21 protein-coding genes are annotated in these 26687 nt (G+C 62.5%); 8 read left to right on the forward strand and 13 right to left on the reverse strand.

Going from position 1 to position 26687, the window contains the following annotated elements:
• Nucleotides 1–17: 17 nt before the first annotated feature.
• On the reverse strand, nucleotides 18–353 hold the full coding sequence (locus HTUR_RS18800) for an AMP-binding enzyme (RefSeq protein WP_049941940.1): 336 nt from the start codon (nucleotides 351–353) through the stop codon (nucleotides 18–20).
• 278 nt (nucleotides 354–631) lie between these two features.
• Between HTUR_RS18800 and HTUR_RS18805 the strand changes: the two genes are divergently transcribed.
• The 3 genes from HTUR_RS18805 to HTUR_RS18820 all read left to right on the forward strand — a co-directional run bounded on the left by HTUR_RS18805 (nucleotide 632) and on the right by HTUR_RS18820 (nucleotide 2996).
• A complete protein-coding gene (locus tag HTUR_RS18805; RefSeq protein ID WP_012944918.1) occupies nucleotides 632–1090 on the forward strand; it encodes a MaoC family dehydratase in 459 nt (152 codons plus the stop codon).
• 465 nt (nucleotides 1091–1555) lie between these two features.
• Nucleotides 1556–1972, forward strand: coding sequence for a nuclear transport factor 2 family protein (locus tag HTUR_RS18815; protein WP_012944919.1), 417 nt, complete (start codon nucleotides 1556–1558; stop codon nucleotides 1970–1972).
• Nucleotides 1973–2234: 262 nt separating this feature from the next.
• Nucleotides 2235–2996, forward strand: a complete 762-nt coding sequence (locus HTUR_RS18820) for a glucose 1-dehydrogenase (protein ID WP_012944920.1) — start codon at nucleotides 2235–2237, stop codon at nucleotides 2994–2996.
• Between the two features lie 71 nt (nucleotides 2997–3067).
• Here the strand turns inward: HTUR_RS18820 and HTUR_RS18825 are convergent, their stop codons facing one another.
• On the reverse strand, nucleotides 3068–3826 hold the full coding sequence (locus HTUR_RS18825; RefSeq protein ID WP_012944921.1) for an SDR family NAD(P)-dependent oxidoreductase: 759 nt from the start codon (nucleotides 3824–3826) through the stop codon (nucleotides 3068–3070).
• A 189-nt stretch (nucleotides 3827–4015) separates the two neighbouring features.
• On the opposite strand from HTUR_RS18825, the gene HTUR_RS18830 reads away from it, so the two are divergent.
• The 4 genes from HTUR_RS18830 (at nucleotide 4016) to HTUR_RS18845 (ending at nucleotide 10574) form a co-directional block, all read left to right on the forward strand.
• Nucleotides 4016–5653 (forward strand): FAD-binding protein, encoded by a 1638-nt coding sequence (locus HTUR_RS18830; protein ID WP_012944922.1) that lies wholly within the window; start codon nucleotides 4016–4018, stop codon nucleotides 5651–5653.
• 97 nt (nucleotides 5654–5750) lie between these two features.
• A complete protein-coding gene (locus HTUR_RS18835; protein WP_012944923.1) occupies nucleotides 5751–6911 on the forward strand; it encodes a lipoate--protein ligase family protein in 1161 nt (386 codons plus the stop codon).
• Nucleotides 6912–6917: 6 nt separating this feature from the next.
• Nucleotides 6918–8582, forward strand: coding sequence for an FAD-dependent oxidoreductase (locus HTUR_RS18840; protein ID WP_012944924.1), 1665 nt, complete (start codon nucleotides 6918–6920; stop codon nucleotides 8580–8582).
• A 210-nt stretch (nucleotides 8583–8792) separates the two neighbouring features.
• Complete coding sequence (locus HTUR_RS18845) at nucleotides 8793–10574, forward strand: NAD(+)/NADH kinase (protein WP_012944925.1); 1782 nt, start codon at nucleotides 8793–8795, stop codon at nucleotides 10572–10574.
• Between the two features lie 141 nt (nucleotides 10575–10715).
• Here HTUR_RS18845 and HTUR_RS18850 read toward each other — a convergent pair whose 3' ends face one another.
• From HTUR_RS18850 to HTUR_RS18895, 10 genes are all read right to left on the reverse strand, one after another.
• The gene (locus tag HTUR_RS18850; protein ID WP_226377531.1) at nucleotides 10716–12236 is read right to left on the reverse strand and encodes an aldehyde dehydrogenase family protein; all 1521 of its coding nucleotides are present in this window, start codon (nucleotides 12234–12236) and stop codon (nucleotides 10716–10718) included.
• Between the two features lie 129 nt (nucleotides 12237–12365).
• A complete protein-coding gene (locus tag HTUR_RS18855; protein ID WP_012944927.1) occupies nucleotides 12366–13211 on the reverse strand; it encodes a DUF7344 domain-containing protein in 846 nt (281 codons plus the stop codon).
• Between the two features lie 155 nt (nucleotides 13212–13366).
• Nucleotides 13367–15553, reverse strand: a complete 2187-nt coding sequence (locus HTUR_RS18860) for a heterodisulfide reductase-related iron-sulfur binding cluster (protein WP_012944928.1) — start codon at nucleotides 15551–15553, stop codon at nucleotides 13367–13369.
• 18 nt (nucleotides 15554–15571) lie between these two features.
• Nucleotides 15572–16525 (reverse strand): electron transfer flavoprotein subunit alpha/FixB family protein, encoded by a 954-nt coding sequence (locus tag HTUR_RS18865; RefSeq protein ID WP_012944929.1) that lies wholly within the window; start codon nucleotides 16523–16525, stop codon nucleotides 15572–15574.
• A complete protein-coding gene (locus HTUR_RS18870; protein WP_012944930.1) occupies nucleotides 16522–17313 on the reverse strand; it encodes an electron transfer flavoprotein subunit beta/FixA family protein in 792 nt (263 codons plus the stop codon). Before HTUR_RS18870 ends, HTUR_RS18865 begins: the two co-directional genes overlap by 4 nt.
• A gap of 174 nt (nucleotides 17314–17487) precedes the next feature.
• A complete protein-coding gene (locus HTUR_RS18875; protein WP_012944931.1) occupies nucleotides 17488–19131 on the reverse strand; it encodes a class I adenylate-forming enzyme family protein in 1644 nt (547 codons plus the stop codon).
• An 85-nt stretch (nucleotides 19132–19216) separates the two neighbouring features.
• A complete protein-coding gene (ribB, locus tag HTUR_RS18880; protein WP_012944932.1) occupies nucleotides 19217–19900 on the reverse strand; it encodes a 3,4-dihydroxy-2-butanone-4-phosphate synthase in 684 nt (227 codons plus the stop codon).
• Nucleotides 19884–20540, reverse strand: a complete 657-nt coding sequence (locus HTUR_RS18885) for a DUF120 domain-containing protein (protein ID WP_012944933.1) — start codon at nucleotides 20538–20540, stop codon at nucleotides 19884–19886. The genes ribB and HTUR_RS18885 overlap by 17 nt, the downstream gene beginning before the upstream one ends.
• A gap of 161 nt (nucleotides 20541–20701) precedes the next feature.
• On the reverse strand, nucleotides 20702–21667 hold the full coding sequence (locus HTUR_RS18890) for an alpha/beta hydrolase (protein ID WP_148225403.1): 966 nt from the start codon (nucleotides 21665–21667) through the stop codon (nucleotides 20702–20704).
• Between the two features lie 162 nt (nucleotides 21668–21829).
• Nucleotides 21830–23530, reverse strand: coding sequence for an acyl-CoA mutase large subunit family protein (locus HTUR_RS18895; protein WP_012944935.1), 1701 nt, complete (start codon nucleotides 23528–23530; stop codon nucleotides 21830–21832).
• Nucleotides 23531–24644: 1114 nt separating this feature from the next.
• Here HTUR_RS18895 and HTUR_RS18900 point away from each other — a divergent pair.
• Nucleotides 24645–26300 carry an aldehyde ferredoxin oxidoreductase family protein gene (locus tag HTUR_RS18900; protein WP_012944937.1) on the forward strand — a complete coding sequence of 552 codons (1656 nt, stop codon included), beginning with the start codon at nucleotides 24645–24647 and terminating at the stop codon, nucleotides 26298–26300.
• A gap of 9 nt (nucleotides 26301–26309) precedes the next feature.
• Here HTUR_RS18900 and HTUR_RS18905 read toward each other — a convergent pair whose 3' ends face one another.
• Nucleotides 26310–26591, reverse strand: a complete 282-nt coding sequence (locus tag HTUR_RS18905; RefSeq protein WP_012944938.1) for a ubiquitin-like small modifier protein 1 — start codon at nucleotides 26589–26591, stop codon at nucleotides 26310–26312.
• Between the last annotated feature and the right edge of the window lie 96 nt (nucleotides 26592–26687).

Below are 26687 nucleotides of genomic sequence, written 5' to 3' on the forward strand. Positions count from 1 at the left end.
AAATATCACATCCTCACTTAAATATGCCGGGCGGTAGCATTCATCAGTTGGGCCAGTCGGTCCTTGATATACTCCTGTGGCCGTTCTCGCAGCGAGTCGGACGCGAGGAGAACGAACGCCTTCGGAACCTTCCCGCGAGTCTCGTCGGGGACGCCGATGAGGTCGGCGTCGGCAACCGCCTCGTGAGTCGATAATTTCTCTTTCAGCTCCTCCGGACTGACCCGATAGCCCGAACAGATAATGACGTCGTACTTGCAGCTGTGGAACGCGAAGGAGTCGTCCCCGTCTTCAATCCCGAGGTCCTCGGTCAGCGACCAGCCGTTCGCGAACTTCGAGTCGATCCGCTCCGGCATGTTCTAGTAGCCATTGGAAATCGCCGGATAGTTCACGTCGTACCGGTCCGCGTCCTCGACCTGCATCATCATCCGAATGACCGTCGGCGGTGCGGACATCGTCGAGTGATCGAGATCCGTCGACAGTTCCCGTCTGTGACGAACCCTACGGTTCGTCGTCTCGGATTCCCGGGCTGATTCTGACCGCGTCAAGCGGTAGAGTCACATCGCGTTTTCCGCCCCTTTCGTCCCGTACGAACCGGAACACCGATTCGTCTCGACGGTGTAGACGGTGACCGATGCCGAAGTACTACGAAGACCTCGAGCCCGGCGCGACGCGGACGTGCGGCAGCCGAACGCTGACCAGAGACGAGATCGTCGAGTTCGCCGAACGATTCGATCCGCAGCCGTTTCACGTGGACGAAGCCGCGGCGCAGCGGTCGATATTCGGCGGGATCGTCGCGAGCGGGTTGCACACGATGTGCGCTTCGATGCGACTGTACACCGACGACTTTCTGGACGACATCGCCCTTGTCGCCGGACGCGGACTGGACGAGGTCCGCTTTCCGAACGCGGTCTACCCCGGCGATACGCTGTCGGTTCGAATCGAGGGACTCGAGAAATCGCCGTCGCCGTCCGATCCGTCGTGGGGCGAGGCCGACGTGTCCCTGACGACGGTCACCCGGGACGGCGAGACAGTCCTCTCCCTGTCCAACGTCTTCGTCGTAGAACGACGCCCCGCTGACGACTCCGAGTAGCGGCAGGGACGCCCGGCCGTTTCTCGAGAACGGACTCGAGCGATGGGAGTCCGTCAGTCAACAACGTCGATCACGGCGCCAATACGGCTGACCGTTGGACGACATGTGATCGTCGAGCGGGTTCACCTCGTCGACGTACGAGACGTCGTGATTCGTCTCCGCTAAAATACCGGATTCGAACCCTCGCTCGCTATCTCGAACCGCCTGCTCGAGATCGATCCTCCCGACGGCACGATCCTTGGAAGCGTTCAAGGACAAGTGGTTCAGACGAGGTATGAACACTCTAGGTTACCTGTGCCGCTCGTGAGGAGACAGCCCGGATCCCTTGCTAACGGGGCGCGTTCCTCTTCATAGTCGCCGTACTCACCCTGAAGTTAGAACGACAGCACGGTCTGCGCATCGAGTACGGATCACGGGAATCCTGCCGTCCAGTGCATTTATGCCGCACTCAGTAGATGTCCACCTATGTGCTCAGCCGAGCAGGCGGTTCGAGACAGACTCGAGATTCACGAGCTCCGTGGTGCGTACGCTCGAGCGATCGATTACGGGAACTACGAAGAGGCGACCGAGATCTTCACCGACGATGCGGTCGTGAACTACCGCGGCGGGACGTGTCACGGCGGCGAGGAGGTGGCGGCATATTGGTGCGAGAACGTCGCCTACGAGTTCAGCATGCACACAGTGCAGATGCCCGAACTATCGATCAACGGAGACGAGGCGACCGGACGATGGTACATGATCGTGTTTTACGTGACGCCGGACGGCGACGACGGCCACGTTCTGGGCTGGTACGAAGACAAGTATCGACGCGTCAACGGAAAGTGGATGATCGAGAAACTGGACATGGACGTGACGTACGATACGACCAACTATCACGTCTAGTTCGATCCGAAGATTCGGGTACGTGGAGATTGGATGCGTACAGTGGGTGCGACGCGTCGTGAAGTACAGCATCGAGTCCGGCGACGATGGCAGAATCGGTTTCACCTCCACTCTTCGGGAAGACCCGTACTGAGGACCCGGACGAGATGCACCCGAAGGCGCTGGCTCGAACGCGCTAACGAAGCGATACGCTGAAATCGATACTGTGCCATGTGATATCGAGACGTGGTTTTATGCGAGGGCAACACGTCATATAGAGCGCATGTCGTACAACATCGACGGGAAGACAGCGATAGTGACCGGAGCGGCGTCCGGTATCGGCCGAGCGACGGCCGAGCGACTGGCGGCGGAGGGCGCGAACGTTGCCGTCGTCGACATCGATATCGAGGGCGGTGAGGAAACAGTCGCACGCATCGAAGACGACGAAGGCGTCGCACGCTTCATCGAAACGGACGTCTCGGACGAAGCGGACGTTGAGCGAATGGTCAAGGCGACCGTCGACGAGTTCGGCTCGCTCGAGTTGGCGCACAACAACGCCGGCATCGAGGGCGAGAGCGCGACGACCGCCGAGCACACCAAAGCGAACTGGGATCGGGTCGTCGACACGAACATGAAGGGCGTCTGGCTCTGTATGAAACACGAGATTCCGGCAATGCTGGAGGGCGACGGCGAAGGCGCGATCGTCAACACCTCGTCGATCTCCGGCCAAACGGGAGCCGGAGATGCCCCGTACGTCGCGACCAAACACGGAATTCTCGGACTCACCCGCACCGCTGCCGTGGAGTACGCTCAGGAAGGAATCCGAGTCAATGCTGTCGCACCCGGTGTCATCGACACGCCAGTGTCCAATCGATTCCGCGAGGAGAACCCCGAGGAGTTCGAGCAGTTCGTCCAGATGGCACCCGTGGGTCGCATGGGAGAACCGATGGAGATCGGGAACGCGGTCGCGTGGCTCCTGTCTGAGGAAGCGTCGTTTGCGACGGGAGGACTGTTCCAGATCGACGGCGGGTTCATGGCTCTGTAGTGGGCGATACTGCGATCGGGACCCGGAATCTCAGCGACCAGATAGCAGTCGAGCGACGGTGCAAACGAGTACTACGGCCCGGCGAGGAACCCACCGTCGACGGGTAACTCGACGCCGGTCACTCGAGCTGACAGGTCGGAGCCGAGGAAGAGCACCGCGTCGGCGAGGTGTCGCGGTTGACCTCGTCCCTCCATCGCATCGCTCGTGTTCAGTTGGAGTCGGTCGGTGTCGCGTTCCTGGTCGGACCGACGGATCATCGGCGTGTCGGTCGTCCCGGGAAGGACCGAGTTCACCCTGATGTCGTCTTCGGCGTACTCGACGGCGGCGGTCCGCGTCAGTCCGTTCACTCCCGCTTTCGTCGCACAGTACATCGACCGACCGTTGATTCCGGTCGCGGCCCCGACCGAAGAGGTGTTGATGATCGACCCGCCGCCGGTGGCTAGCATCGCCTCGATACCGTACTTCAACCCGTAAAAGACGCCTTTGAGGTTGACGTCGATGACCGGCTCGATCGCCTCGTCGTCCCACTCGGCCAGTTCGTTCAGGGATCCCTCGATACCGGCGTTGTTGAAGAGGACGTCGAGATCACCGTACTCGTCGACGGCGGTTTCGATCGCGGTACGGACCTCGGTGGGGTCCGTGACGTCCGTCTCGACGAACGTCGCTTCGCCACCGTCGTCCGAGATGCGCTCGACTGTCTCCGCTCCCCCCTCGGCGTCGACGTCCGCGACGACGACCGACGCGCCGTGCTCTGCGTAGCGACACGCTGTCTTGCGGCCGATTCCAGACGCTGCGCCGGTAATGACTGCCACTTTGTCTTGGACTACCATTGTTCGACAGACGTCCCCGACTGCGTGTCGTGCAGTGATAAAGTTAATTTAGAGTACGTGAGAATTTGTCCGAGCAGGGTCGAACGAGAGATCGCAGTGGGCGCGTACAATCGACGTGTTTCGGCCTGATCCGGCAGCGAGACGGTTCGGAGGACAAATTTATGCCAGTGGTACACATTATCGAACATCATGGTAGCGAATAGCCCAGAGGAGTGGGATCGAGAAGCCGACGTCGTGATCGTCGGTTCCGGCGGTGCGGGTCTCGTCGCCGCACTCGCAGCCGAGTCGGAAGACATACTGGTTCTGGAAAAAGCGGCATCCATCGGCGGCACGACCGCCGTCTCCGGTGGGGGCCTCTGGTTGCCGAACAGCAGACCGGTCCTCGAAGAAGCCGGCGAACAACCGGCCGAGCAGATTCACGCCTACATCCGACGGTGCGCCGGCGAGCGAGTCGACGACGAACTGATCGAGACGTTCGTGGAACTCGCCCCCGACGTCGTCGACTTCGTCGAGTCCGAGACGGCCCTCGAGTTCCAGTTCGCCGGCTATCCCGATTACCACACGGACTGGGAGGAAGCGAGCGACGAGGGGAACATGATCGAGCCGACGCTGTACGACGGGACGCGCCTCGGTGAGAACCTCGACGACATCCGGGACGATCCCCACCACACGTTCCCCGTCCCCGCCAGCGAGATCTACGAGGCCGGAGGCCACGCGAAGTTCGCCACCGTCGCCGACTTCGACGAACTCGAGCGGCGAAACGAGGCGGACCTGCTCGCCACCGGCGAGGCGCTGGTCGCCGGCCTCTACGAGGCCTGTCTGGACGCGGGCGTGGCGTTCGAAACGGAGGCCCCGGCCCGCGAACTCGTCGTCGACGACGGCGAGGTCGTCGGCGTGGTCGCGGCGGTCGACGAGGAGGAGACGTTCGTCCGCGCCGGAGCCGTCGTCATCGCCGCCGGCGGGATGGACTGGGACGAGGACATGCGCGAGAACTTCCTCCGTGGGCCGGTCACCGGACCGGCCACGCCGCCGCAGGTCGAAGGCGACGGCATCAAACTGGGGATGGACGTCGGCGCCGACCTCGGCAACACCAACGAGGCGTGGTGGTTCCCGACGGCGCACGTGCCCGGCCAGCGCTGGGAGGACGGCTCGCCGCTGTACAGCATGGTCTGGGGTCGAACACTTCCCGGGTCGATCATGGTCAACGAGGACGGCGAGCGCTTCTGTAACGAGGCCGGCAACTACCACGATCTCGGAAAGCGATTCCACACGTTCGATCCGGAGACGTACGAGTACGAGAATCTGCCCGCCTATCTCGTGGTCGACAGCGGCTATCGGGAACAGTACAGCCTCCTCACGGTAGCGCCGGGCGAAGAAGCTCCTGACTGGGTCGCCGAGGGCGAGACGCTGCGGGACCTAGCCGTGGAACTCGATGTCGATCCCGACGGCCTCGAGGCGACCGTCGAGGCGTTCAACGAGCACGCCCGCGAGGGCGTCGATCCGGCATTCGGTCGCGGCGAGACCGCGTACGACAATTTCGTCGGCGACCCCGACACCGACCATCCGAACCTGGCGCCCCTGAACGAACCGCCCTTCTACGCCGTCGAGGTCCACAGCGGCATCATCGGGACGAAAGGCGGACTGATCACGCGGTCGGACGGAACGGTTCTCGACGTCGACGCCGATCCGATCGACGGATTGTACGCCGCGTCGAACAGCACGGCCCACGTGATGGGAATGGGATACGCCGGTGCGGGCGCCACGCTCGGGCCGAACGTTGTTTTCGGCTATCAGGCCGGGAAACACGCGAGCGAGTTCGCGGACTGAAGATAACCCCGCGGTTCTCGGCGTCCGACCCTGCGGGAATTGCCATCTGGACGGTTCGGTGAGAGGAAATAAATAGCCGGCCGTGGAGTGAGTTATCATGGTACGGAGAATCGACGTTCGCGGGGAGACCGTCGGGTACTGGGATGCCATTGACGAACTGATGGCGAAACAGATGCACGAAGGGACGTTCGAGCCCACGCTCGTGGTCATGCACTGGGATGTGGAGACGCCGTGTCTCGATCTCGGTACGTACGAGGACGCCGATCGGGTCGACGTCGACCTGGCGCGCGAGCGCGGCTTCACCGTCGGCAGGCGGTACGCGTTCGCGGGAGGAACCGCAGTCCACACGCCGGACTTCCCCAATTACATGCTGTACTACCGGAAGGAGGACACGAGTATCCTCGAGGAGGCCGATGCCAGCGGTCTCGCGGACGTCGCCGGCCTCGAGTCGATCGGGTTCGAAGCCGAGTACGACTCCATCGGCGACGTCGAGATCGTCAAGGACGACGCGAAGGTGAAGGTGATGGCCGGAGCGGCCGCGACGATTCACGTCCCCGACTACTGGGTCGCGACGCTGTCGGTCATCTGGGACTTCCCGGAGGAGGGAGCGATACTCGACGACGCGGTGAGCATTCCGCGGGAGAAGTTCGAGGACAAGGACACCGACTCGCTCACCGGTCGCATGCAGCCACTCTCCGAGGTTCTCGAGGAGGTAGAGATCGACGCGACGAAAGAGGAGGTGATCGACGCGATCGCCCGGGCGAACGTCGATCGGCTGATCGGTCCGGACGCCGAACTCGTCGACGACGAGTGGACCGACGAGGAGCGGGCGTTCCTCGATCGGATGGCCCCCTTCTTCGAGAGCGACCCGTGGATCAATCGAGTATCGACGGCGCGGATGTGCCGGCGAGCGCCCGCGGACTACGCGCTCGGCCAGGCCGCCTACAAGTCGCGGAAACTGATCAACGTCAGTGCGATTATCGACGACGACGAGAAAATCCACGATATCATCATCGGCGGTGACCTCTACATCCGACCCCAGCCGACGATCACCTCGGGCGGCGTCCTCGAGGAGCTGGCGTCGGAGTTAGAGGGGGTTCCGATAACCGACGAGGACGCGCTTCTCGAAACCGTAGAACGCGTGTTCGATCGGCCGGAAACCGAAGCGCCGGGAATCGAACCGAGAGATATCGTCGAACCGATCCACCGAGCGAACAGCAATACGATGCAGGTCTCCGAGTACCTGGCCGACCGCTGATCGCCCATGGCCACAAAAGATACTCCCTCGAACGCGAGCGAGACGGTCCACGTCGACGTCGTCGTCGTGGGTTCGGGCGTCGGCGGCCTCGCCGCGGCGGTGACCGCCGCGGACGCCGATCTCTCAGTCGTCGTCCTCGAGAAGGGATCGGTCTTCGGCGGCTCGAGCGGACTCTCGGGTGCGCAGCTGTGGATGCCGACGAACCGTCATATGGACGACGTCGGCGTCGACGACTCCGTCGAGGAAGGCATCGACTACATGGCCGCACTCGCCGGCGATTTCTACGCGAACCGCGGCGCAGCGCGGCGCTACATCGAGTCCGCCACAGAGGCCGTCGCGTACTTCGAGGACGAGATCGGTCTCGAACTGCAGGTGATCGGCGGGATGCCTGACTATCACACGTCGTATCCCGGAGCGAAAGCAGAGGGACGGTACCTCGAGCCGCGACCGCTTCCGCGAGACGAGATCCCGGCGACACTGCCGAACTCGCCGCACCTGCCGGGCGGCGCGACCAACGACGAACTCCTGACGTGGGGCGGCGCGTTCACGGTCGGAGCGTGGGACTGGGACGTGATCGACCGTCGTCGCGAGGAGAACGTCGCGACGATGGGGACCGCCCTCATTGGGTACTTCCTCCGCGCGGCGGACGAACGGGGCGTCGACTACCATACGAACGCGACCGTGACCGACCTCGTAGACGACGGCGACGACGTCGTCGGCGTCGAAGTAGCGCACCGATCGCTCCCGTCGGAAATCCGGGCGCGCGAGGGCGTCGTCCTCGCGACCGGCGCCTACGACTGGAACCCGGATATGGTCGAGTCGTTCGAGGACACGCCGTCCGAACACGTGGTCTCCGCGGCCGTGCCGACCGCGACCGGCGACGGCCACCGACTGGCCGCGAACCGCGGCGCGAAGCTCGGGACCTATCCGCCGATCGGCGGGGCGAAGGGGTTCTTCATCGCCGTTCCCGACCGGGAGTTCCTCGGCGAGCCGCTGTACCGCTACTGTTACAACGTCGGCCTCCCGCACGCCATCGCGATCAATGCCGACGGGGAGCGGTTCTGCGACGAGTCGTTCTACCCCGATCAGGCCGCCGAACTGTACGATCCGACCGGAGAGTACCCGCAGTTTCCCTCGTACATGGTGTTCGACGAATCGTATCGCCGGCGGTATCCGCTCGGGAACACGAAGCCGGGCGACTCGTATCCGGACGAGTTTCTCGCGGCGAAAGCGACCGATCTCGAGGGACTCGCCGAACAGCTGAACATCGACGGCGCGACGCTGCAGTCGACGGTCGAGCGATTCAACGAGGGCGCTCGCCGCGGCGAGGACCCCGAGTTCGGATGCGGCGAAAACGAGTGGGCTAACCTGTGGTGTGGTGATCCAACCCACGACCCGAACCCGAACCTCGGTCCGATCGACGAGCCGCCGTTCTACGCCGTTCGCCTCTACGTCGGACTCTCGAGCATGAGCAACACCGGTCTGGTGACCGACGATCACGGGCGAGTCGTCGACTGGAACGAGCGACCGATCGACGGCCTCTACGCCACCGGTTCAGTTTGCGCGCCGGTCGAATGGGGAATCGGATACCAGAGCGGCCTTCAAAACGGACGGTCGCTCACGTACGGGTTCCTCGCCGGTACCCATCTCAGTTCACGGGCTGACGGCTAACCGGGTCGCGCTCTCCGGTGATCCGAACGAACCTGCCCATCGTCGCGGCAACTTCCTCGCCGCTGCGTTCGAAACTTCTTCAATTCTGTCTAAATACAAACGGAATATTTTCTACTTGGATTTATCATTAAAGTTTTCCCCTTCGCGCGATAATCACCGATTGAGAAGTCGTTTTACCAACACCCGTGATGAGACGTAGCACAGTATCATATGAAAGGCCGTAGATTAGCGACGATAGACGAAATTATCGCCATCGAAAGTCCGAACAGTGACGAAACGCTCGCCCGACTGGAGACTTGGGCCACGGATCGAGGTATCGGGCTCTCGACGGTCGACGTCGGAGACGATATCAGCGACGTTTACGACGAGACCAGCGCCACGCTCGGCGTTACGCTCGGCGGTGACGGAACCTTCCTCGAAGGTATCAAAACGTTCGCGCCACGGAATATCCCCCTAATAGGGGTTAACACGGGAACGCTCGCGTTCCTCGCTCGCGTCGAACCCGACGATCTCGAAGCGGCCCTAGACGAGACGATCCGCGGACGAGCGTCGGTTGACAGTCGCCAACAGGTGCGCGTTGATGCACCAGACGTCGAGGCGACGGGGATCAACGACGTGATGCTCCAACAGGTTCCCCCGGAGAATCCGATCGACCGCAAGATCACCCGACTGGACGTCTACGCCGACGACGAGTACGTCGGCGAGTTCGACGGGACCGGCCTGGCCGTTTCGACGCCGACGGGATCGACGGGCGTCTCGCTGTCGGCCAACGGTCCGGTTCACTACCCCGTCAACAACCACACGCTACAGATCGTCCCGCTGCACACCCACAAACTCGGCGTCCGTCCGATCGTCGTCTCACCGTCGACGGAGATTCGGATCGAGACTCAGGGTCAGGCGAGTATGCTCGTCGACGGCGGACGCGCCCACACCGTTCTGAGCCAGGGAGACGAGATCGTCGTTACCGGTGCGGAGCAACTCGCTCACGTCGTCCGGACCAGCTACGACGATCATTTCTTCACAGCGATCTCGAAAAAACTCGGCTGGGGTATTCGCGACGCAGGTGTTCCGGAGGCGAAAGCCCGCGACGGAACTGACGGCGCGGCGAGCGCGACCGATCCAACGGCCGAAGAGGGCGTAGATACCATCGAGCGCGCGCTGACGATCGCCACCGAGGCGGCCGAGGCCGCCGGCGAACCGTTACGCGAACTCCACGGGCAGGTCGAGTCGATCGACGTCAAGAGCGACAAGTCCGACATCGTCACCGAAGCCGACCATCAGGCCGACCGCGTCATCACTACCGTCATTCGGAACGAGTTCCCCGATCACGCGATTTTCTCGGAGGAAAGCGTTCGACAGACGAACGCGGACGGCGACTACACCTGGGTCGTCGACCCGCTCGACGGAACCGGCAACTTCGCTCACGGCAACCCGAACTACTCGATCTCGATCGGGCTCCTCGAGGACGGCGTTCCGGTGATGGGAGTCGTCTACATCCCCGAAACCGACGAGCTGTTCTCCGCGATCGCAGGCGGGGACGTTCGGAAAGACAGCGAACCGATCGTGACGACCGACCGGGACTCCTTAGACGAGAGCATGCTCATCTCCGGGTACGATCCGGACGGAACATTCCTCACACATTTCTACCAGGAGTCTCGCGGCGTCCGCCGGCTCGGTTCGGCCGCGCTCAATCTGTGTTACCTCGCGAGCGGCAGCGCCGATGCCGTCTGGGAGCGCGACACCTACCCCTGGGACATCGCTGCCGGACTCGTTATCGCGCGCGCTGCCGGCGCCGAGTTCACCGACGAAACGGGCGAACCGTTCGAGTTTAGCCTCGACACCGATGAACAGCGGACGTTACTGGGATCCAACGGGTCGCTGCACCCCGAAATTCTCGACCACCTCGAGTCGGGACTCGCCGTTCCAAATCGTTCCAAATCAGTAGACTTCGCTCAAGACGGTCCGACGGAAGCGGTAGCAGACGATCAGTAGGATCGGTTCTCCGACGACCTTCCGTCACGGCTCGATCGGTCCCTCGCTTGATTAGCGGAAAGTCTGTCGGTCCGGTTCAATTACTCGATAGTGAGTGCGGAAGCGTAAATGAGAAACGAGGACCAATCCCGACAGGCTCGCTCACATGCGCGGCCAAGTATCGGAGAGGTTGATGTTGACCGTCTTCGTCTGGCGGTACTCGTGGTATGCCTGTCGGTTCATCTCGCGGCCGGCGCCGCTCTGTTTGTAGCCGCCGTGGGGAACGCCCGTCTGGAACGCGTTGTAGCAGTTGACCCAGACGACGCCGGCTTCCAGTTCGTCGCTCACGGTGTGGGCGGTCTGTAGGTCCTGGGTCCAGATTCCGGAGGCGAGCCCGTACTCGGTGTCGTTAGCCAACTCGAGCATCTCCTCGCGGTCGCTCCACTTCAGAACGGTCAGGACGGGGCCGAACACCTCTTCGCAGGCCACCGTATCGTCGTTGTCGACGTCCGTGAGGATGGTCGGCTCGAAGAACGGCGCGCCGCCGAGCCCCTCGATATCCTGACTCTCGCCGCCCATGTACAACGTCGCTCCGTCCTCGACGGCCTCGTCGACGTACGACTGCACCCGGTCGAGGTGCTTGTGATCGATCAGGGGACCGAGCATCGTCCCGTCGTCGAGCGGATCGCCCATCTGGAACATCTGTTCGGCCGTCGCCGACAGGGTCTCGAGGAACTCGTCGTAGATGTCCTCGTGGAGGAACAGTCTCGACCCGGCCGTACAGACCTGCCCGTTGAAGCCGTAGATACCCATGGCGACGCCCTGCGCGGTCGTCTCGAGGTCCGCGTCGGGGAAGACGATGCTCGGGGATTTCCCGCCGAGTTCCAGCGAGATGGCCTTGATGTTCGACGCCGCGCTCTTCATCACCGACTGGCCGGCGGCCGTCGACCCGGTGAGCGATACCTTCCGAATCCGCGAGTGGGAAGAGATCGCTTCCCCGACCTCGGGCCCGGTGCCCGGAACCATGTTCACCGTGCCGTCGGGCAGGACGTCGTCGATGATGTCCATCGCCTCGAACGACGAGACCACCCCGCGCGGCGAGGGCTTGTAGACGACGGTGTTCCCGGCCGCGAGCGCGGGCGCCAGCTTCACGCCGAGGTTCCCTAGCGGGCCGTTCCACGGCGTGATGAGGCCGACGACGCCGTAGGGTTCCTCCTGCGTGTAGATGTGGTGGTGTTTCTCCATCTCGCCGGTCGACGGGACGGCGCCCTTGTCCGTCGACCGCGCTACCGACGCGAAGTACCGCAACTGGCCGGCGGTCTGCTGAGCGAGCGCCGGCGTCGTCAGTATCGGAAATCCGGTCTCCAGCGTATCGATAGTCGACAGCAGTTCGGCTTTCTCTTCGATCGCGTCCGCGAGCTCCTCGAGGTACTCCGCGCGCTCCGAACTCGAGAGTTCGCCCCACTCGCTCCGATACGCTTCTTCGGCCGCGTCGACGGCCCTGTCGACGTCCGCCGCGGTGCCCTGCTGGTACTCCGCGAGCGTCTCACCGGTGATGGCGTCTAACGACTCCACGACGTCTCCACCGTCGCTCTCACTCCACTCGCCGCCGATGTAGAGGTCGTAGCGCTCTTGAATCGGCGCCGCCGCCTCGCGGTGGCGCTCGAGTACGTCTTCGCTCACGGCGTCCGGTTCTCCTCGGTAGTTCTCGGATTGCATCGATGACATAGTGCGACCCGTGCGAACGATCATCACGATTAGAAATAAATACCCACTATAAGATATCTTATACGAGGCGACGAGCGCAGGCGGTCACGCCTCGAACGGGAGGTCGCCGAGGAAGTCGTCGCTCTGGTAGTCGAGGTGATCCAGCCGCGAACCCAGTAGCTCGCGGGTCAGGACCACCAGGGGATTCGCTTCTCCCTCACCGATCATCGCCACCTCCGTTTTCGTTCCGTCGTCCGACTCCTCCCAAAGGCCCACGACGACCGTCTCGCGGTCCGCGAAAATCAGTCGACTGACCTTCGGATACCTGCCCCCGTCGTTCATCCAGTCCACCTGCGGCTCCCAGACCGTCGCCTCGGGGAGCGCGTCCCGAAAAAACGTTCGGGCGCCCCGGCTTTTCGCTCCGGCGTAGAGTTCGACGCCGCGCTCGAGCGCGTTTCTCGCGTGTGGGAGACACGCCTCGTCGAGCAGGTCGTCGGACGCGTAGATGAGAAAGAGTTCGTTCTCAGCCGCATCGGCTAGCTCTCGGCCGTATTCGTACACGGCCTCGCATCCCTCGAGTACGCCGATGGCGCTCCCGTCGGCCCGCTCCCTCGATCCGAACCGCGTGAGCAGTTTGTCGATCGCCCCGACGTCCTTCCACTCGGCGTCGCACGAGGGAATATACGCGGACGTGACGACGCTTTGCTCGGAGTCGTAATCGACTAAACCCGCCTCGTCGAGTCGCGGAAGCGTTGCGTGGTGAAGCGAGAGTACAGTCCGCGTGACGTCGTCCTCGCCGGTCGACGAGACCGGAGCGACGTCCTGCGAAACGAGGTGGTCGGCTATCTCGGTAGTGGTGACCTCGCCGTCGGTTTCGAGAAGGTGGGTAACGACAGCTCGATTGGTCTCGTCCGCCAGCAGTCGAAGTAGATCATCATCGGATGGTACCATACGGAGGTTATTGTCAGAGTAGTTATTAAAAGTGATCCATACTAGCACCCTGAAGAACAGGTGAAAAGCCAGCGCGACGGATACCTGGTACCGTCCACTGAGATCGATTCGAAACGCGCCACCGCAATGTGGCCGAGATTCCCGTCGGGGATCGGCTAGTCAGCGGCGGCTTCGACCCTCGCTTCGTCTTCTTTCCCGATCGCTTCGACGATGAGTTCGGCGACGTCGACGATCTCGATCTCGTCCTCGTAGCCACCGGTCTTGCGCCCGTCCTCGTACATCGTCATGCACATCGGACAGGCGACGACGAACTTCTCGACCCCGCTCCCGGCGTCCGTGTCCTCGAGGGCTTCGCGGATGCGTTCCTCGCTGGGTTTGGGCTCTTCCTCGAAATCCATCCAGAGGCCGCCGCCACCCCCGCCACAGCAGAAGGAATTGCTGCGGTTGCGGGGCATCTCGTCGAGTTCGCAGCCCGTCGCCTCGATGAGTGCGCGCGGGGCTTCGTACTCGTCGTTGTACCGGCCGAGATGACACGGGTCGTGGTAGGTGACCGTGTAGTCGAGTTCGGAGCCGTTCAGCTCGAGTTTGCCCTCGTTGACCAGTTCTTCGACGGCTTGGGTCCAGTGGTAGACCTCGATTTCGCTGTCTTCGTTCCACCGTTCGTCGTACTCGAAGGGCATCATCGGGTCGTCGGCGAACTCGTCGAAGTCGACCTCCGGATACTCGTTCTTGAACGTGTTGTAGGAGTGCGGATCTGTACAGACGATCGTGTCGAACTCACAATCCTCCCAGGTCTCGACGTGGTGGCCGGCGAGTTCGATGTAGAGGAACTCCTCGCCGACCCGGCGGATGTCGTTGCCGTCGTACTTCTCGTCGTCGAAGAGGATGCCGAAGCTGACGTCCGCCTCTTCGAGGATCGTCGCTAGCGAGCGCGCGACCTGCTTGTTGCGCTCGTCGTAGCTCGGGAAGTCCCCGACGTACCAGAGGTAGTCGACTTCCTCCTCGCGAGCGTCGGGCACGTCGAACGCGAGATCCTCGCTCCAGTCGCCCCGATTGCGCGGCGAGTCGCCGAACGTGTTACCGTTCTGCATGACGTTCTGGAAGACGTCCTGCATGCTCGAGTCGATGTCACCCTGATCGGTCAGCTGGCGGTTGAGTCGGGTGAAGCTCTTGAGATGTTCGATCTCGACGGGACAGGCGTCCATACAGGCCATACAGGCCATGCAAGACTCCATCGTCTCGGCATCGATCACCGAGGTGCCGCCATCGGCGATAATCGGTTGTTCTTCACTACCGGACTCGAGGCCCTCCCGATAGGACTTCAGATCGAGGATGACGTCTCGCGGATCGAGCGGACGGTCGGAGGCCTTCGCGGGGCAGACCGACGAGCAGCGACCGCACTTGGTGCAGGCGTCCTGATCGAGCAGTTCCTTCCAGGTGAAGTCGTCGATGGACTCGGCGTTGGTCGCGTCCAGATCCGAGGGGACGTTCGGAAGCCGCCGACCGGCCTTCTCGTCGCGCGTGACGACGTTCGCGAACGACGAGAGCATGTGAAACGGCTTCGCGTAAGGGATCCACGCGATGAAGAAGAACGCGAGCAGCGAGTGCGACCACCACGCGAGCCAGTGGAGGTTCTCGACGTTCAGCCCAGACGCGTTGAGGCCGGCCTGCTCGGGCCCGAGCGTCGGGAGTCCGACGGCTTCGAAGCCGAGCGCCATCCCGTAGGCGACAAAGCTGACGACCTCGTGGTCCGGGATCCCGGCGCTGTAGACGCGCAACCCCTCGAGGAGGAAGCCGCCGACGCCGAGGCCGAACAGCGTCCAGACGAAGAGGTCGTCCTCGCTTGAGGTGTGACGACCCCAGAGGCGGTGATTCCGGACCCAGTAGCGCCGGTAGATCGCCATTCCGAGGCCGACGACGAAGAGTAGCCCCATTGCGTCGACCGCGAACTGGTAGGCGAGGTAGAAGTCGCCCTCCCAGAACGTCGTGTGCAACACCGCCTGAGCGGCGTACTCGTCGATCATCAGGATCGTCGTCGCGATGAACAGCGTCAGGAATCCCCAGAGGATAAACGCGTGCATCAGACCGCCGTAGAGGTCCCGGTTGAACTGCTTCTCGTTCGAGAGGGCGATCTTGGACGCGCTGACGATGCGCTTCGACAGATCGTCGACCCGCGGGGACGACTCATCGTCCCCGCGGGAGTAGCGCGCGAACCGCCGGTAGACACCGTACGCGAAGACGGCGACCGCCGTGAACGCGAGGAAGTAGAACACGGCGTACTCGACGCTCGTGATTCCCCAGTACGTCTCCCTCGCCACGGTAGATTGGGCTACAGCATCCATATCAAACGGGCACCTGTCTCATTGGAACTCCTCGGTGAGTGCGGGAACGACGTCGAACAGGTCGTCGACGATCGCGTAGTCGGCGATGTCCATGATCGGCGCGTTGGGGTCGGTGTTGATCGCGACGATCGTATCGGAGCCCTTCATGCCGGCGACGTGCTGGACCGCTCCGGAGATGCCGATCGCGATGTAGACGTCCGGCGTCACCACTTTGCCGGACTGACCAACCTGTCGGTTCTTGGGCAGCCAGCCGTTGTCGACGATCGGTCGCGAGGACGAGACCGTCGCGCCGAGGGCGTCCGCGAGCTCCTCGATGAGCGGGAGGTTGTCCTCCTCTTCGATCCCGCGGCCGACGCTCACGAGGACGTCCGCTTCGCTGATGTCGACGTCGCCGCCGCCGATCTCCTCGAAGCCGTTGACGGTCGAACCGATCGCGTCCTCGTCGATCGCCGCGTCGAAGGCCTCGATCGCGGCGTCGCCGGTCCCCTCGGCCTGGGGCCACTCGGCGCTGCGGATCGTCGCGACCGCGCTCCCCTCGAGTTCGGTGGTGGTTTCGACCTTCCCGCCGTACATCTCGCGGGTGGCGATCAGGGTCTCGCCGTCGGTCGCTAAGTCGATCGTGTCGGTGACGATCGGTAGCTCGAGTCGGGTGGCGACGGCGGGGGCGTAGTCGAGGCCGTTGACGCTGTTGGGCGCGAGGACGTACTGCGGAGCGAGCTCGTCGTAGAGCTGGGTGATCGCCTGTGCGTAGACGTCGTGGTTAAACTCCTCGCCGTGGTCGACGGTGTGGATGGCATCAACGCCCTCGCGGTTCAGTTTCTCTGCGAACTCGTCGACGGTGCCGCTGATGACCGCCAGATGCAGGTCGCCGCCGGTCTCATTGGCTAGCTGACGGCCCGCGGTGATGATCTCGTAGCTGACGTCGCGCAGTTCGCCACGGCGGTGGTCGGTGATTGCGAGGATATCCGTCATTGTGCCACCCCCTTATCGCGGAGCATCTCGGCTAACTGCCCGGCCGTTTCGTCGGAACTACCCTCCCAGGTCGTCACGTCGCTCTCGCTTTCGGGCTCGTACATGTCTGTCAGCTCGAGTTCGGACTCGATCGCACCTTCGTCGATGCCGAGTTCGGCAAGGTTCTGGACGTCGAGCGGTTTCTGCTGGGCCTGTCGGATTCCACGCAGGCTGGCGTACCGGGGCTCGTTTATGCCGGTCTGGATCGTCAACACGGCCGGCAGTTCGATGTCGGTCAGCTCCTCGACCCCGCCCTCGAGTTCGCGGTGCACCGAAGCGATACCGCCCTCGAAGTCGTGCTCGAGGTGGTTGACGACGGCGCCCCACTGGTAGCTGAGGTTCTCGGCGACGGAGACGCCCGTCGCGCCGAAGCTGTCATCACCGGCCTGGACGCCGGTCAACACAAGGTCGGGATCCTCCTCCTCGACGACGGCGCTCAGAATCTCCGTTTTGGCGCCGACGTCCAGTAGGTCAACGCCCTCGAGGGCGTCGTCCCAGATCCGGACGGCGCGGTCGGCACCCTTCGCGAGCGCCTGCCGGATGGTCTGTTCGCACTCTTCCGGCCCGATCGTGACCGTCACGACTTCGTCGGCAACGCCATCCTCCCGGAGCTGGACGGCCTCCTCGATGGCGTAATCGTCCCACTCGTTGAGGTCGGCACCGAGGTACTGTTCAGCGATCTCGGTGCCGTCGATTTCGAACTCGTCTTCGACGGTCGCCACTTCTTTGACCGGTACTAGGATTCGCATCGTCTAACTACGTGTGCTGTTACCACATAAAATTTCTACATTGAGGAAGGGGTATCCGGCAGTTTCGCGGCGATGGCGTCCGCTCGCCAGTCTCGGCGTCTCGTGTCGGCTACCGTGGCGGCGCTCCCCGAACGGGTTTCTACCGTCGTTCGCCGTTGAGACCGAGAGCGACGCTTACACGTTTCGGACGCGGTCCTCGTCCGAGAGCGGCCACTCTTCGACCGTCTCGCGGACGATCTTCCCGGTCGTACTCCGCGGGAACTCCGACGGCTCGACGACCTGAATGTAGTGAGGGAGTTTGTAGTTCGCCAGTTCCTCGCGAACCAACTCGAGGAGTTCCGTTTTCGAAACGGCGTCCGGATCGTCGGCGCCGACGACCGCTCGAGGGACCTCCCCCCACTTTTCGTCCGGCGTTCGAACGACGATCGCATCGTCGACCAGTTCGTGCTCGAGCAGCGCCGTTTCGATCTCGGCGGGATAGATGTTCTCTCCGCCGCTCTTGATCAGATACTTTCGCCGGTTGACGTAACTGTAGGTTCCGTCCTGGTTCCACGTCACGAGATCCCCGGTGTGGAACCAGCCGTCCTCGAACTCGTCTCGGTTCGCGTCTCGGTTATCGAGATAGCCGCTGCATAGCGTCGGTCCGCGTACTACCAGCTCTCCCGATTCACCCCGTTCGACGCGGCTCCCGTCCTCGTCGACGAGTTTTACCTGAATGAACGGTGATTCGGCCTTGTCCAGTCGAGAGCCGGTCGGCTCTACGCCCGGCGGGACCTTGTTCCCCGACGTGGCGTGCCCGACCTCGGTCGATCCGTATGTGTTCTGGGCGGGCGCGTCGAGGATCTCGGTGATGTGCGCAAGCCGCTCGGCGTTCATCAGATCCAAGAGCGCGCCGACGGACCGAATGTCCTGATAGTCCGCTGGATCGGTCGAGGCTGACTCCAGCCGATCGAGCAGCCGTTCTAACATTCCGGGGAAGAGAATCAGCCAGCTGAGCGGAGACTCCGCCGTCTGGAGGACCTCGACGATCCGCTCCCCGTCGAAGCCATCGATCGGATAGTACGTGCCGCCGAGGACGGCGGTCGTGACGATCCAGTCGATTCCGCCCATGTGGAACATCGGCGCCCAGCTCGGGTACGAATCGCCCTTCTCGAGGTCGTAGTCGAGGATGACTTGGTGTGCTCGGGCGAACTCGGCCCGATGGCTGAGCACGGCGCCTTTCGGGAGCCCGGTCGTCCCGGAAGTGTACATGACGACGTACCCCTGCTCCGGGTCGATCCGTCGCGACGGAAGCGGCGTCGACGAGGCGCCCGACTCGAGAAGTCGCTCGTAGGCGACCGTCGATTCCGGTTCGTCGGGCGCGTCGTCGAAGACGACGTACTCCGGATCGGTTTCGTCGCCGTCTTCCATCCACTCGATCTTGTCGGCGTGCTGGCTCGAGACGAACACGACGTCGGGATCGATCGTCTCGACGCAGTGGACGAGTTCCGTCCGTTCGAGGCGCCAGTTCTGGGCGCCGATGAGGCAGCCGAGCTTCGCGCTCGCATACATCACTTCGACGAACTCGGAGCGGTTCTCCGAGAGGATCGCGAACGTCGACTCTTCGGGTTCGTAGCCCCGGTTCAGCAGCGCGTTGGCGAGTCGATTGACTCGAGCGTCGAGTTCGGCGTACGTGAGCTCGCGGTCCGATTCGCGGACCGCGACCGCATCGGAATCGGTTCGAGCCCGTTTCTCGAGTAGATCGCCGACCGTAAACCGGCTGGTCGAATCGACGAACGTCGCCTGGTCGCTGATCCCGAGATCGAAATTATACTGCATTATGCTAGCGATCAGCACCTCTTTCCTTATAAATTATCGTTCCACTGAGCGTCGTCGCGATATCGTACCTAAACTCGACGCTCCGCTATCCGAGGTGCTCGATAACAGTCTGCCCTTCCAAGTACGCGAAGTCGTGCTCGTCGGCATACGCGCGGGCGTCGGCCGGGGTGAGGGCTTCGCCGGTCTCGGCGTCTAACATCTCGCAGACGACGACGGCGGGAGGGAGGTCGGCGGCCTCGGCCAGTACGAGGCCGAGTTCGGTGTGGCCCTCCCGCTGTGCGAGCAGATCGGGAGCCCCCTTCAGGAGATGAACGTGACCCGGAACGCGGAACTCCTCTGAGAACGCCGTCTCTTCGGGCGTCTCGGCCGCCTCGCCGAGCGCACGGATCGTCGTCGACCGATCGGTATCGGTGATCCCGGTGTACGTATCGCGGTGGTTGACCGTCAGCGAGAACGACGAGCGCTCGTCGTAACCGAGATCGTGGTCGGCCGTCGCGGGATGATCGACCGCTTCCGAGTAAAACGGCAGATCGAACGCCTCGGCGACTTCGTGACCGAGCGCAACGCAGATCAATCCGCCCGCATCGCGACGCAATCGAACGACGGCGTCGGCCGTGACGGAGCGAGCGGGATAGATCAGATCGGTTTCCCCCTCGCGATCCGCCGCGTCGTGAACGAGGACCGGGTCGCCGCGGCCGAACGCCTCCAGTGCGCGATCGAGCGTGCTGTTCGCCACCGATTGACCGAGGTGTTCAGTTCTCTTCGACATGGATTATGAGTGGATCGTCGTCGGCGATCTCGAGGTCGGTGCGTAGTTTCGTCGGTGCGATGATCTCGAGTTGATCCTCTTCGTGATGCGTTCGTTTCGGGACAATCGCGTAGGCGGCATCACAGGTCGCACCGTCGTCGGTTTCGATCGTTACGGGATAACAGAACGCGGAACCGTACGTTCGATCGTCGCCCTCCCAGCCGTCGATCGGAATCGGATCGAGCCCGGAGAGGGCGCTGCGGCGACGGATACTATCGTCGTCAAGAGCCACGTTCAGCGTCCCGGGATGGGGCTCGTAGTCGAGCCGGTCCCGGAACTGCCGTGCGTATCCCGTTAACGAAACGTAGTGCTGTCCTTCGCCTATCCCGCTCGTGAGCGTTCCTCGTAGTTCGACGTCGGCCTCACTGTCGAAGATGCGTTGGTAATCACCGTACTCCGACCGGAGGGATTGCTCGCCCGCCTCGGTGATCGCGACCCACTGGCCGTCGCTGACTGTCTCGCGTTCAACGAGACCCGCAGCGTCGAGGTCCGCGCCGAGGTCGGGACACGTCGTTTTCACGTCGCGATCGAGCCCGCCCTCGAGCGCGAGCAGTTTGAGAACGGTGAGTTCACCTCGGTGAGCAATTTCTACGCGTGTCATTCCCACACTCGAAGTTCCAGATGGCAGTATAAAACTGTAACGCACACGTGATGCGTAACGTTATTCAGAGAGTGAGCGGGAGCCGTTCGGGCAATCGAAACGCGTACAGCGGGGACAGTCGATCGAGAACGAGGGCCGGCGCGTGAACCGCACCGGAACTCTCACTCGGCCGAGAGGTCAGCAGCGACGTCGTCAATCATCTCCTCGCCACGCGTCACTCGCATCGGATCGACGATGAGTTGAATGGCGCCGTGGATGCAGTCGTCGTACTGAAGGTGATTCACGTCGACACCGTCGTTTCGGAGTTCCTCGGCGTAGGCGGCGCCCTCGTCCCGCAGCGGGTCGAATCCGCACGTCACGACGGTTGCGGGTGGTAAGTCGCTGAAATCGTTCGCTTGCAGCGGGGCCGCGTAGGGGTTCTTCCCGTCAATTTCGTCGCGAAGGTACTGGTCCCAGAACCACTCCATGTCCGACTTCGAGAGGAGGTATCCCTCTGCGTTCTCCTCGTAGGAGTCGGTGTCGAACGAGTAGTCGGTGACGGGATAGATCAAGACCTGTCGCGCGATCGAAGGACCGTCCCGATCGCGGGCCAACTGCGCGACCGCCGCCGCCAGATTGCCGCCGGAACTGTCGCCGCCGACGGCGATGTCGTCGGCGTTGATCTGCATCGCCTCGGCGTTTGCCGCGGCCCACTCGACCGCGGCGTAGGAATCCTCGAGCGCCGCGGGGAACTCGTGTTCCGGCGCGAGGCGGTAATCGACCGAGATCACCATGCGGTCGGCTTCGTTCGTGATCGCGCGGCACGTCGGATCGAACATGTCGATATCGCCGAGGACCCAGCCGCCGCCGTGGAGGTAGACCAACGCCGGATGCGGTCCCTCGCTGTCGGGAACGTAGACGCGAACCGGGACGTCCCCGTTGGGGCCCTGAATTTGGAGATTCATGACGTCCCCGACCGGCTCGGGTTCCTCCGGCATCGGGAACATGCCGGCAGCGGCCTCCCGCGCCCCCGTCGGTGAGAGCGACCCGAGCGGCGGCGCCGGCATCGACCCCATCATGTCGAGCAGCCCTTTGATTTCCGGATGCGGTTCGTCCATCGTCGAAGTGTCAGCTTCTTCTGTCGCCATCACAGCAGGTTTCATCACCACCGCTCTTAAGCCTATGGGAGATATACCCACGCCACCATCTATTAATGAAGCAGTTGCGCATCTCATGGCAGTCGAACTACCGAGATCGACGGGACGAAAGAGACCGGCGAAGACGGCGGTTACCGTACCGTCGGAGACTGTCTACACCGGCGTGATGTTCTCCTGATAGGCACCGTAGTGGTCCTCGAACACCTGCATGATCTCGCCCATAGTCGCGTATGCTTTCACCGCGTCGATGATCGAGGGCATCACGTTCTCGTCGCTTTCGATCGCGTCCGACAGCGCCGCGAGCGTCGCGTCAACGGCCTCGTCGTCGCGCTCATCTTTCACCTCTTCGAGTCGCGCAAGCTGGCGCTCGCGGGTCGTCTCGTCGACCTCGAGGATGTCCGGTGCAGTGTCTTCCTCGATCGTGTACTCGTTGACCCCGACGACGACCTCTTCGCCGCGTTCGACCCGCTGTTGGTACTCGTAGCTGGCCTCCCCGATCTCGCTGTGGAAGTAGCCCTGGTCGATCCCCTCGAGGACGCCGTCGCGGACGGAGCCGTCGCCCATCTCGCGGATCTCCTCGAGGTAGCCCGTGATTTCGGCTTCCATCTCGTTCGTGAGTTTCTCGATGGCGAAGCTACCGCCCATCGGATCGACGATATCGGCCGCGCCCGACTCCTCGGCGATGATCTGCTGGGTACGCAGGGCGACCCGGACTGCCTTCTCCGAGGGGAGCGCCAGCGCCTCGTCGAAGCTGTTGGTGTGCAGCGACTGCGTGCCCCCCAGTACTCCCGCGAGCGCCTGGATCGTCACCCGAACGATGTTGTTCAGCGGCTGCTGGGCGGTCAGCGACTGACCCGCCGTCTGGGTGTGGAACTTCAGCCGCCTGGCTTCGTCCGCTTCCGCGCCGTACCACTCCCCCATCACGCGGGCGTAGACGCGACGCGACGCGCGGAACTTGGCGATCTCCTCGAAGATGGAGTTGTGCGAGTTAAAGAAGAAGGAGAGCAGCGGCCCGAACTCGTCGACCTCGAGGCCGCGATCGAGGCAATCCTCGACGTAGGCGAAGCCGTCGGCGAGGGTAAACGCGGCCTCCTGGGCGGCGGTCGAGCCGGCTTCGCGGATGTGATAGCCCGAAATGGAAACGGGGTGGAACCTCGGCGTCTCCTCGACGGCGAACTCGATAGTGTCGGTGACGACGTCCAGTGAGGGCTCCGGCGGGACGACCCACTCGCGCTGGGCGATGAACTCCTTGAGCATGTCGTTCTGCAGGGTGCCCCTGATCTGATCCCGGTCGATACCCTGTTGGTCGGCCAGGGCGATATACATCGCGTAGATGACCGCCGCCGACGGATTGATCGTAAACGAGGTCGAGACCTCGCCGATATCGATCCCGTCGAAGAGAATCTCCATGTCTCGGAGCGTGTCGACCGCCACGCCTTCCTTGCCGACCTCGCCCACGCTCATCGGATCGTCCGAATCGAGACCCATCAACGACGGCATGTCGAACGCCGTCGAGAGACCGGTTTGCCCCTCGTCGATCAAGTAGTGAAAGCGTTCGTTGGTCTCCTCGGCCGTTCCGAACCCCGCGAACTGGCGCATCGTCCACGTCCGACCGCGGTACATCGTCGGGTACGGTCCCCGAGTGTAGGGGGGCTCGCCCGGAAAGCCGATGTCGTCGTCGAAATCGAGGTCGGCGATATCCTCGGGCGTGTATAGACGGTCGACTTCGTGGTTCGAGACGGTCGCGAACCGCTGCTTCCGCTCGCCATGGGCCTCGAGAACCGGGTCAAGGGTCTCTGTTTTCCAACTATTCTTCTGCTCGCGAATCCCGTCGAGATCCTCCTGATCGAACATCAACGGTAGATAACCAGCGAGATTCTAAAGTCTTGTTATCAGAACGGGGGTAAGTCGACCGGCTTTTCGAACGCCGGGCGGAGGTGATACACGAACAACCGGTAGCGGATCGCACGAACCGACGGAGGGCAGTACGTTCGTCACAGGAGGGGTCGAGCGACGCCGTAACGATCGATCGCATGAGTACGTGGTGCCGGTATGTGCAAGCACCGACTCCGCTATCGCTGAACGACTATACTAGCTATATCTCCTTAAATTGTCTTACCACCACCCACATCGGTCGTTACGCAGCTATGCTGGTAGATCCGGGATATCCGGAAATCGAAGTTCCGAAGGATAGACGCAGTGATGTTCAGTTCTTCGCTCGATCGTCGAGTATTGCCGCATGATATCGGTCCGGAATACCCGTCGAGAGCGAGAATCGTCGTGTAACACATTAGACTAACAGCAGTACTATTGTTACACGATGTGTGCCAACATATGGCACTAGTGGTTTCGCAGTTCTAGATAACAGTAGTACTATCGTTATATCATAGGGGAGAGACGATCAAATCACATCAGATGGTAGCACAGTGCCAGCCCGGAGATGCTACACTGATACGAGAATATCGAACGGATTACGAGCACTGGCCGAACAGAAGATCCAGCTCACACGGTAACTACCGCGTTATCGCTGCTATTCCGCCAGTTCAGCGATACCGGAGTGAATATCATAGTTGATTATCACCTATACTGTTGTTTGTCAATTAACGTTTCCAGCACCAGTCGCTGAACTTCGAACCCTGTTACGTAGTTCATACCAATAATATCCAAATCCATCCGGGAAAGTTAGAAGAGTTAGAGATGGAGGTCGGCAACCGATAACTCGTATAGTTGTCGTGTGACAGCGGGTATGGTCCGTACTTTCGCTCCGGAACGGAGTAGACCGCTCGAGGGACGGAAACGGTCGACGAGTGCATTGTCGAACGAGAACGCCGATCGAAACGATCGACAAGGCCGACGTCGGAGAGCGCCCTCGGCAGCTATTTCTACGGGAATTCGACAAATAAATGTTACCTAATCAGCATATCGAGAAAACGGCAGCAGTTATATCGCTTCGCGAAGACGGACAATTATGCTTCACGCATCAGGGCCATTGCTATCAATTGACGTCGGGCGACGAGAGTACGAGGTCGAGGAGATAGACGACGTCCTCGAGGCGTACGTCGGCGGCCGCGGCCTCGGGACGAAACTCGCACACGACCGGACGCCGTTCGACGCCGATCCGCTCGGCCCGGAAAACCGGCTTTACCTGACCTCGGGGCCGATGCAACACTCGCAGATGAGCTTCACCGGCCGGATGAACATCACGAGCGTGTCGCCGTTGACGGACGGCCTCGCGTCGACTAACGCCGGCGGCTTTCTCTCGCGAAACTTCACGTCGACGGGATACAGCGCCGTCGAAATCACCGGACAGAGCGACGAGTTGATCGCGGTCCACGTCACCGACGACGGCGTCGAGTTCGAAGCGGTTCCGGAACTCGAGGAAGCCCGCGTCTCGGCGGTAACCGAGGAGTTGAACGACCGTCGCGGCCTCGAGAGCGAACACCTCGCCACGGTCGGGCCGGCCGGCGAGAACCGCGTCCGATTCGCCTCGGTGATGACGAGCGATTCGCGGGCGTTCGGCCGCGGCGGGATGGGCGCCGTCCTCGGAGCGAAGAACGTGAAGTGTCTCTCGTTCCGCGGGGAGTCGACGCCCGACGTCGAAATTCCGGAGGACGTCCAATCCGAGGTCCACGAGGGCGCGGCGACGTCGGACAGCATGCTGAAACAACAGGGAACGGCCTTCGCGACCGACGTCATTCACGACAACTTCTCGCTCCCGACGCGGTACTTCAGCGAACAGTCCTTCGAAGGTGTCGAGGCGATCAGCGGGAACGCCGTCACGGAGAAAAAGTACAAGAAAGGGACCTGTTCGTCCTGCGCGTTCGCCTGCAAGTTGCCGACGCGCGACGAAGAGACGGGGCTCGAGACGGAGGGACCGGAGTTCGAAACGATATTCTCGTTCGGCTCGAGCGCCGGGGTCGGCGACATCGTCGACGTGATGAAATCGAACGAGCTCTGCGACGAGTTGGGGATGGACACCATCTCCTGTGGCGTCGCCGTGTCGGCGTACCTCGCCGCGGAAGACGAGTTCGGGAACGCCGACCTCGTCCACGACCTCGTCGAGAAGGTTGCGCGGCGAGAGGGGATCGGAGACACGCTCGCGGAGGGCGTCGACCGCTTCCACGACGAACTCGGCGTCGAGAACTGGACCGTGAAGGGGCTCGAGTTCGCCGGCCACGACGGCCGCGTGATCCACGGGCAGGGACTCTCCTACGCGGTCGCCAACCGCGGTGCGGACCACATGTACTCGACGCTGCTCGAGCAGGAGTACTTCGGCGAACTCGAGCAGGAGGGACTGGACGGGAAACCGCCCGCGCTCGTCCGAGCGGAGAACTGGCGGGCGTTCCAGGACAGCGCGATTATCTGTTCGCACTCCGCGTCGTCCGGAGAGATGATGGAGACGCACGCCGAGCGGTTGTTCCAGTCCGATGTCGACGAACTGCTAGCGGTCGGCGAGCGAGTGGTCGAACACGAACGTCACTTCAACAACGAACGCGGGATGGATCGCGAGGACGATACGCTACCGTACGAGATCCCGGATTTCGAAGCGGGACTCGACGAGTACTACGACCTGCGGGGCTGGACCCAGAACGGGACGATCTCCGACGAACAACTCGGCGACTGATCGCGGCCCCTATCCGCCGTGAATGGGCGGCGTGATCAGGAGTTCGTCGCCCTCTTCGACCGGCGTGGCGAGCCCCTCGCGCTGAGAGATATTCGTCCGGTTCGTGAGCACGCCGATCGATTCGCGAAGCGTCCCGTCGTCGGCGTACAGCGACTCCTCAAGGGCCGGATGCGTTTCGATCGCCGTCTCTAAGACGTCCTCGACAGTCGCACCGGTTTCGACGTCGTAGCGCACCCGTTTCTCCCCGACGGCTTCTCGCGGCGGACCGTACAGCTTGCAGACGACTTCCATACGCGAGTATGGTCGCTGAAGGGTGTTAAAACTGCGCTCTCGAGAACCAGTCGGCCGAACCTGCAGCGGGAAGTGCATCGACTCGTATCGCAGTCA

This window comes from Haloterrigena turkmenica DSM 5511 (assembly GCF_000025325.1).
Lineage (GTDB): Archaea > Halobacteriota > Halobacteria > Halobacteriales > Natrialbaceae > Haloterrigena > Haloterrigena turkmenica.

Coding starts and splice junctions, on each gene's coding strand:
- HTUR_RS18860 (WP_012944928.1), bottom strand. CDS start 15,553: ATGGATGCTGTAGCCCAATCTACCGTGGCGAGGGAGACGTACTGGGGA.
- HTUR_RS18825 (WP_012944921.1), bottom strand. CDS start 3,826: ATGGTAGTCCAAGACAAAGTGGCAGTCATTACCGGCGCAGCGTCTGGA.
- HTUR_RS18800 (WP_049941940.1), bottom strand. CDS start 353: ATGCCGGAGCGGATCGACTCGAAGTTCGCGAACGGCTGGTCGCTGACC.
- HTUR_RS18805 (WP_012944918.1), top strand. CDS start 632: ATGCCGAAGTACTACGAAGACCTCGAGCCCGGCGCGACGCGGACGTGC.
- HTUR_RS18895 (WP_012944935.1), bottom strand. CDS start 23,530: ATGTTCGATCAGGAGGATCTCGACGGGATTCGCGAGCAGAAGAATAGT.
- HTUR_RS18870 (WP_012944930.1), bottom strand. CDS start 17,313: ATGCGAATCCTAGTACCGGTCAAAGAAGTGGCGACCGTCGAAGACGAG.
- HTUR_RS18820 (WP_012944920.1), top strand. CDS start 2,235: ATGTCGTACAACATCGACGGGAAGACAGCGATAGTGACCGGAGCGGCG.
- HTUR_RS18830 (WP_012944922.1), top strand. CDS start 4,016: ATGGTAGCGAATAGCCCAGAGGAGTGGGATCGAGAAGCCGACGTCGTG.
- HTUR_RS18865 (WP_012944929.1), bottom strand. CDS start 16,525: ATGACGGATATCCTCGCAATCACCGACCACCGCCGTGGCGAACTGCGC.
- HTUR_RS18900 (WP_012944937.1), top strand. CDS start 24,645: ATGCTTCACGCATCAGGGCCATTGCTATCAATTGACGTCGGGCGACGA.
- HTUR_RS18890 (WP_148225403.1), bottom strand. CDS start 21,667: ATGGCGACAGAAGAAGCTGACACTTCGACGATGGACGAACCGCATCCG.
- ribB (WP_012944932.1), bottom strand. CDS start 19,900: ATGTCGAAGAGAACTGAACACCTCGGTCAATCGGTGGCGAACAGCACG.
- HTUR_RS18905 (WP_012944938.1), bottom strand. CDS start 26,591: ATGGAAGTCGTCTGCAAGCTGTACGGTCCGCCGCGAGAAGCCGTCGGG.
- HTUR_RS18885 (WP_012944933.1), bottom strand. CDS start 20,540: ATGACACGCGTAGAAATTGCTCACCGAGGTGAACTCACCGTTCTCAAA.
- HTUR_RS18815 (WP_012944919.1), top strand. CDS start 1,556: ATGTGCTCAGCCGAGCAGGCGGTTCGAGACAGACTCGAGATTCACGAG.
- HTUR_RS18855 (WP_012944927.1), bottom strand. CDS start 13,211: ATGGTACCATCCGATGATGATCTACTTCGACTGCTGGCGGACGAGACC.
- HTUR_RS18845 (WP_012944925.1), top strand. CDS start 8,793: ATGAAAGGCCGTAGATTAGCGACGATAGACGAAATTATCGCCATCGAA.
- HTUR_RS18875 (WP_012944931.1), bottom strand. CDS start 19,131: ATGCAGTATAATTTCGATCTCGGGATCAGCGACCAGGCGACGTTCGTC.
- HTUR_RS18835 (WP_012944923.1), top strand. CDS start 5,751: ATGGTACGGAGAATCGACGTTCGCGGGGAGACCGTCGGGTACTGGGAT.
- HTUR_RS18840 (WP_012944924.1), top strand. CDS start 6,918: ATGGCCACAAAAGATACTCCCTCGAACGCGAGCGAGACGGTCCACGTC.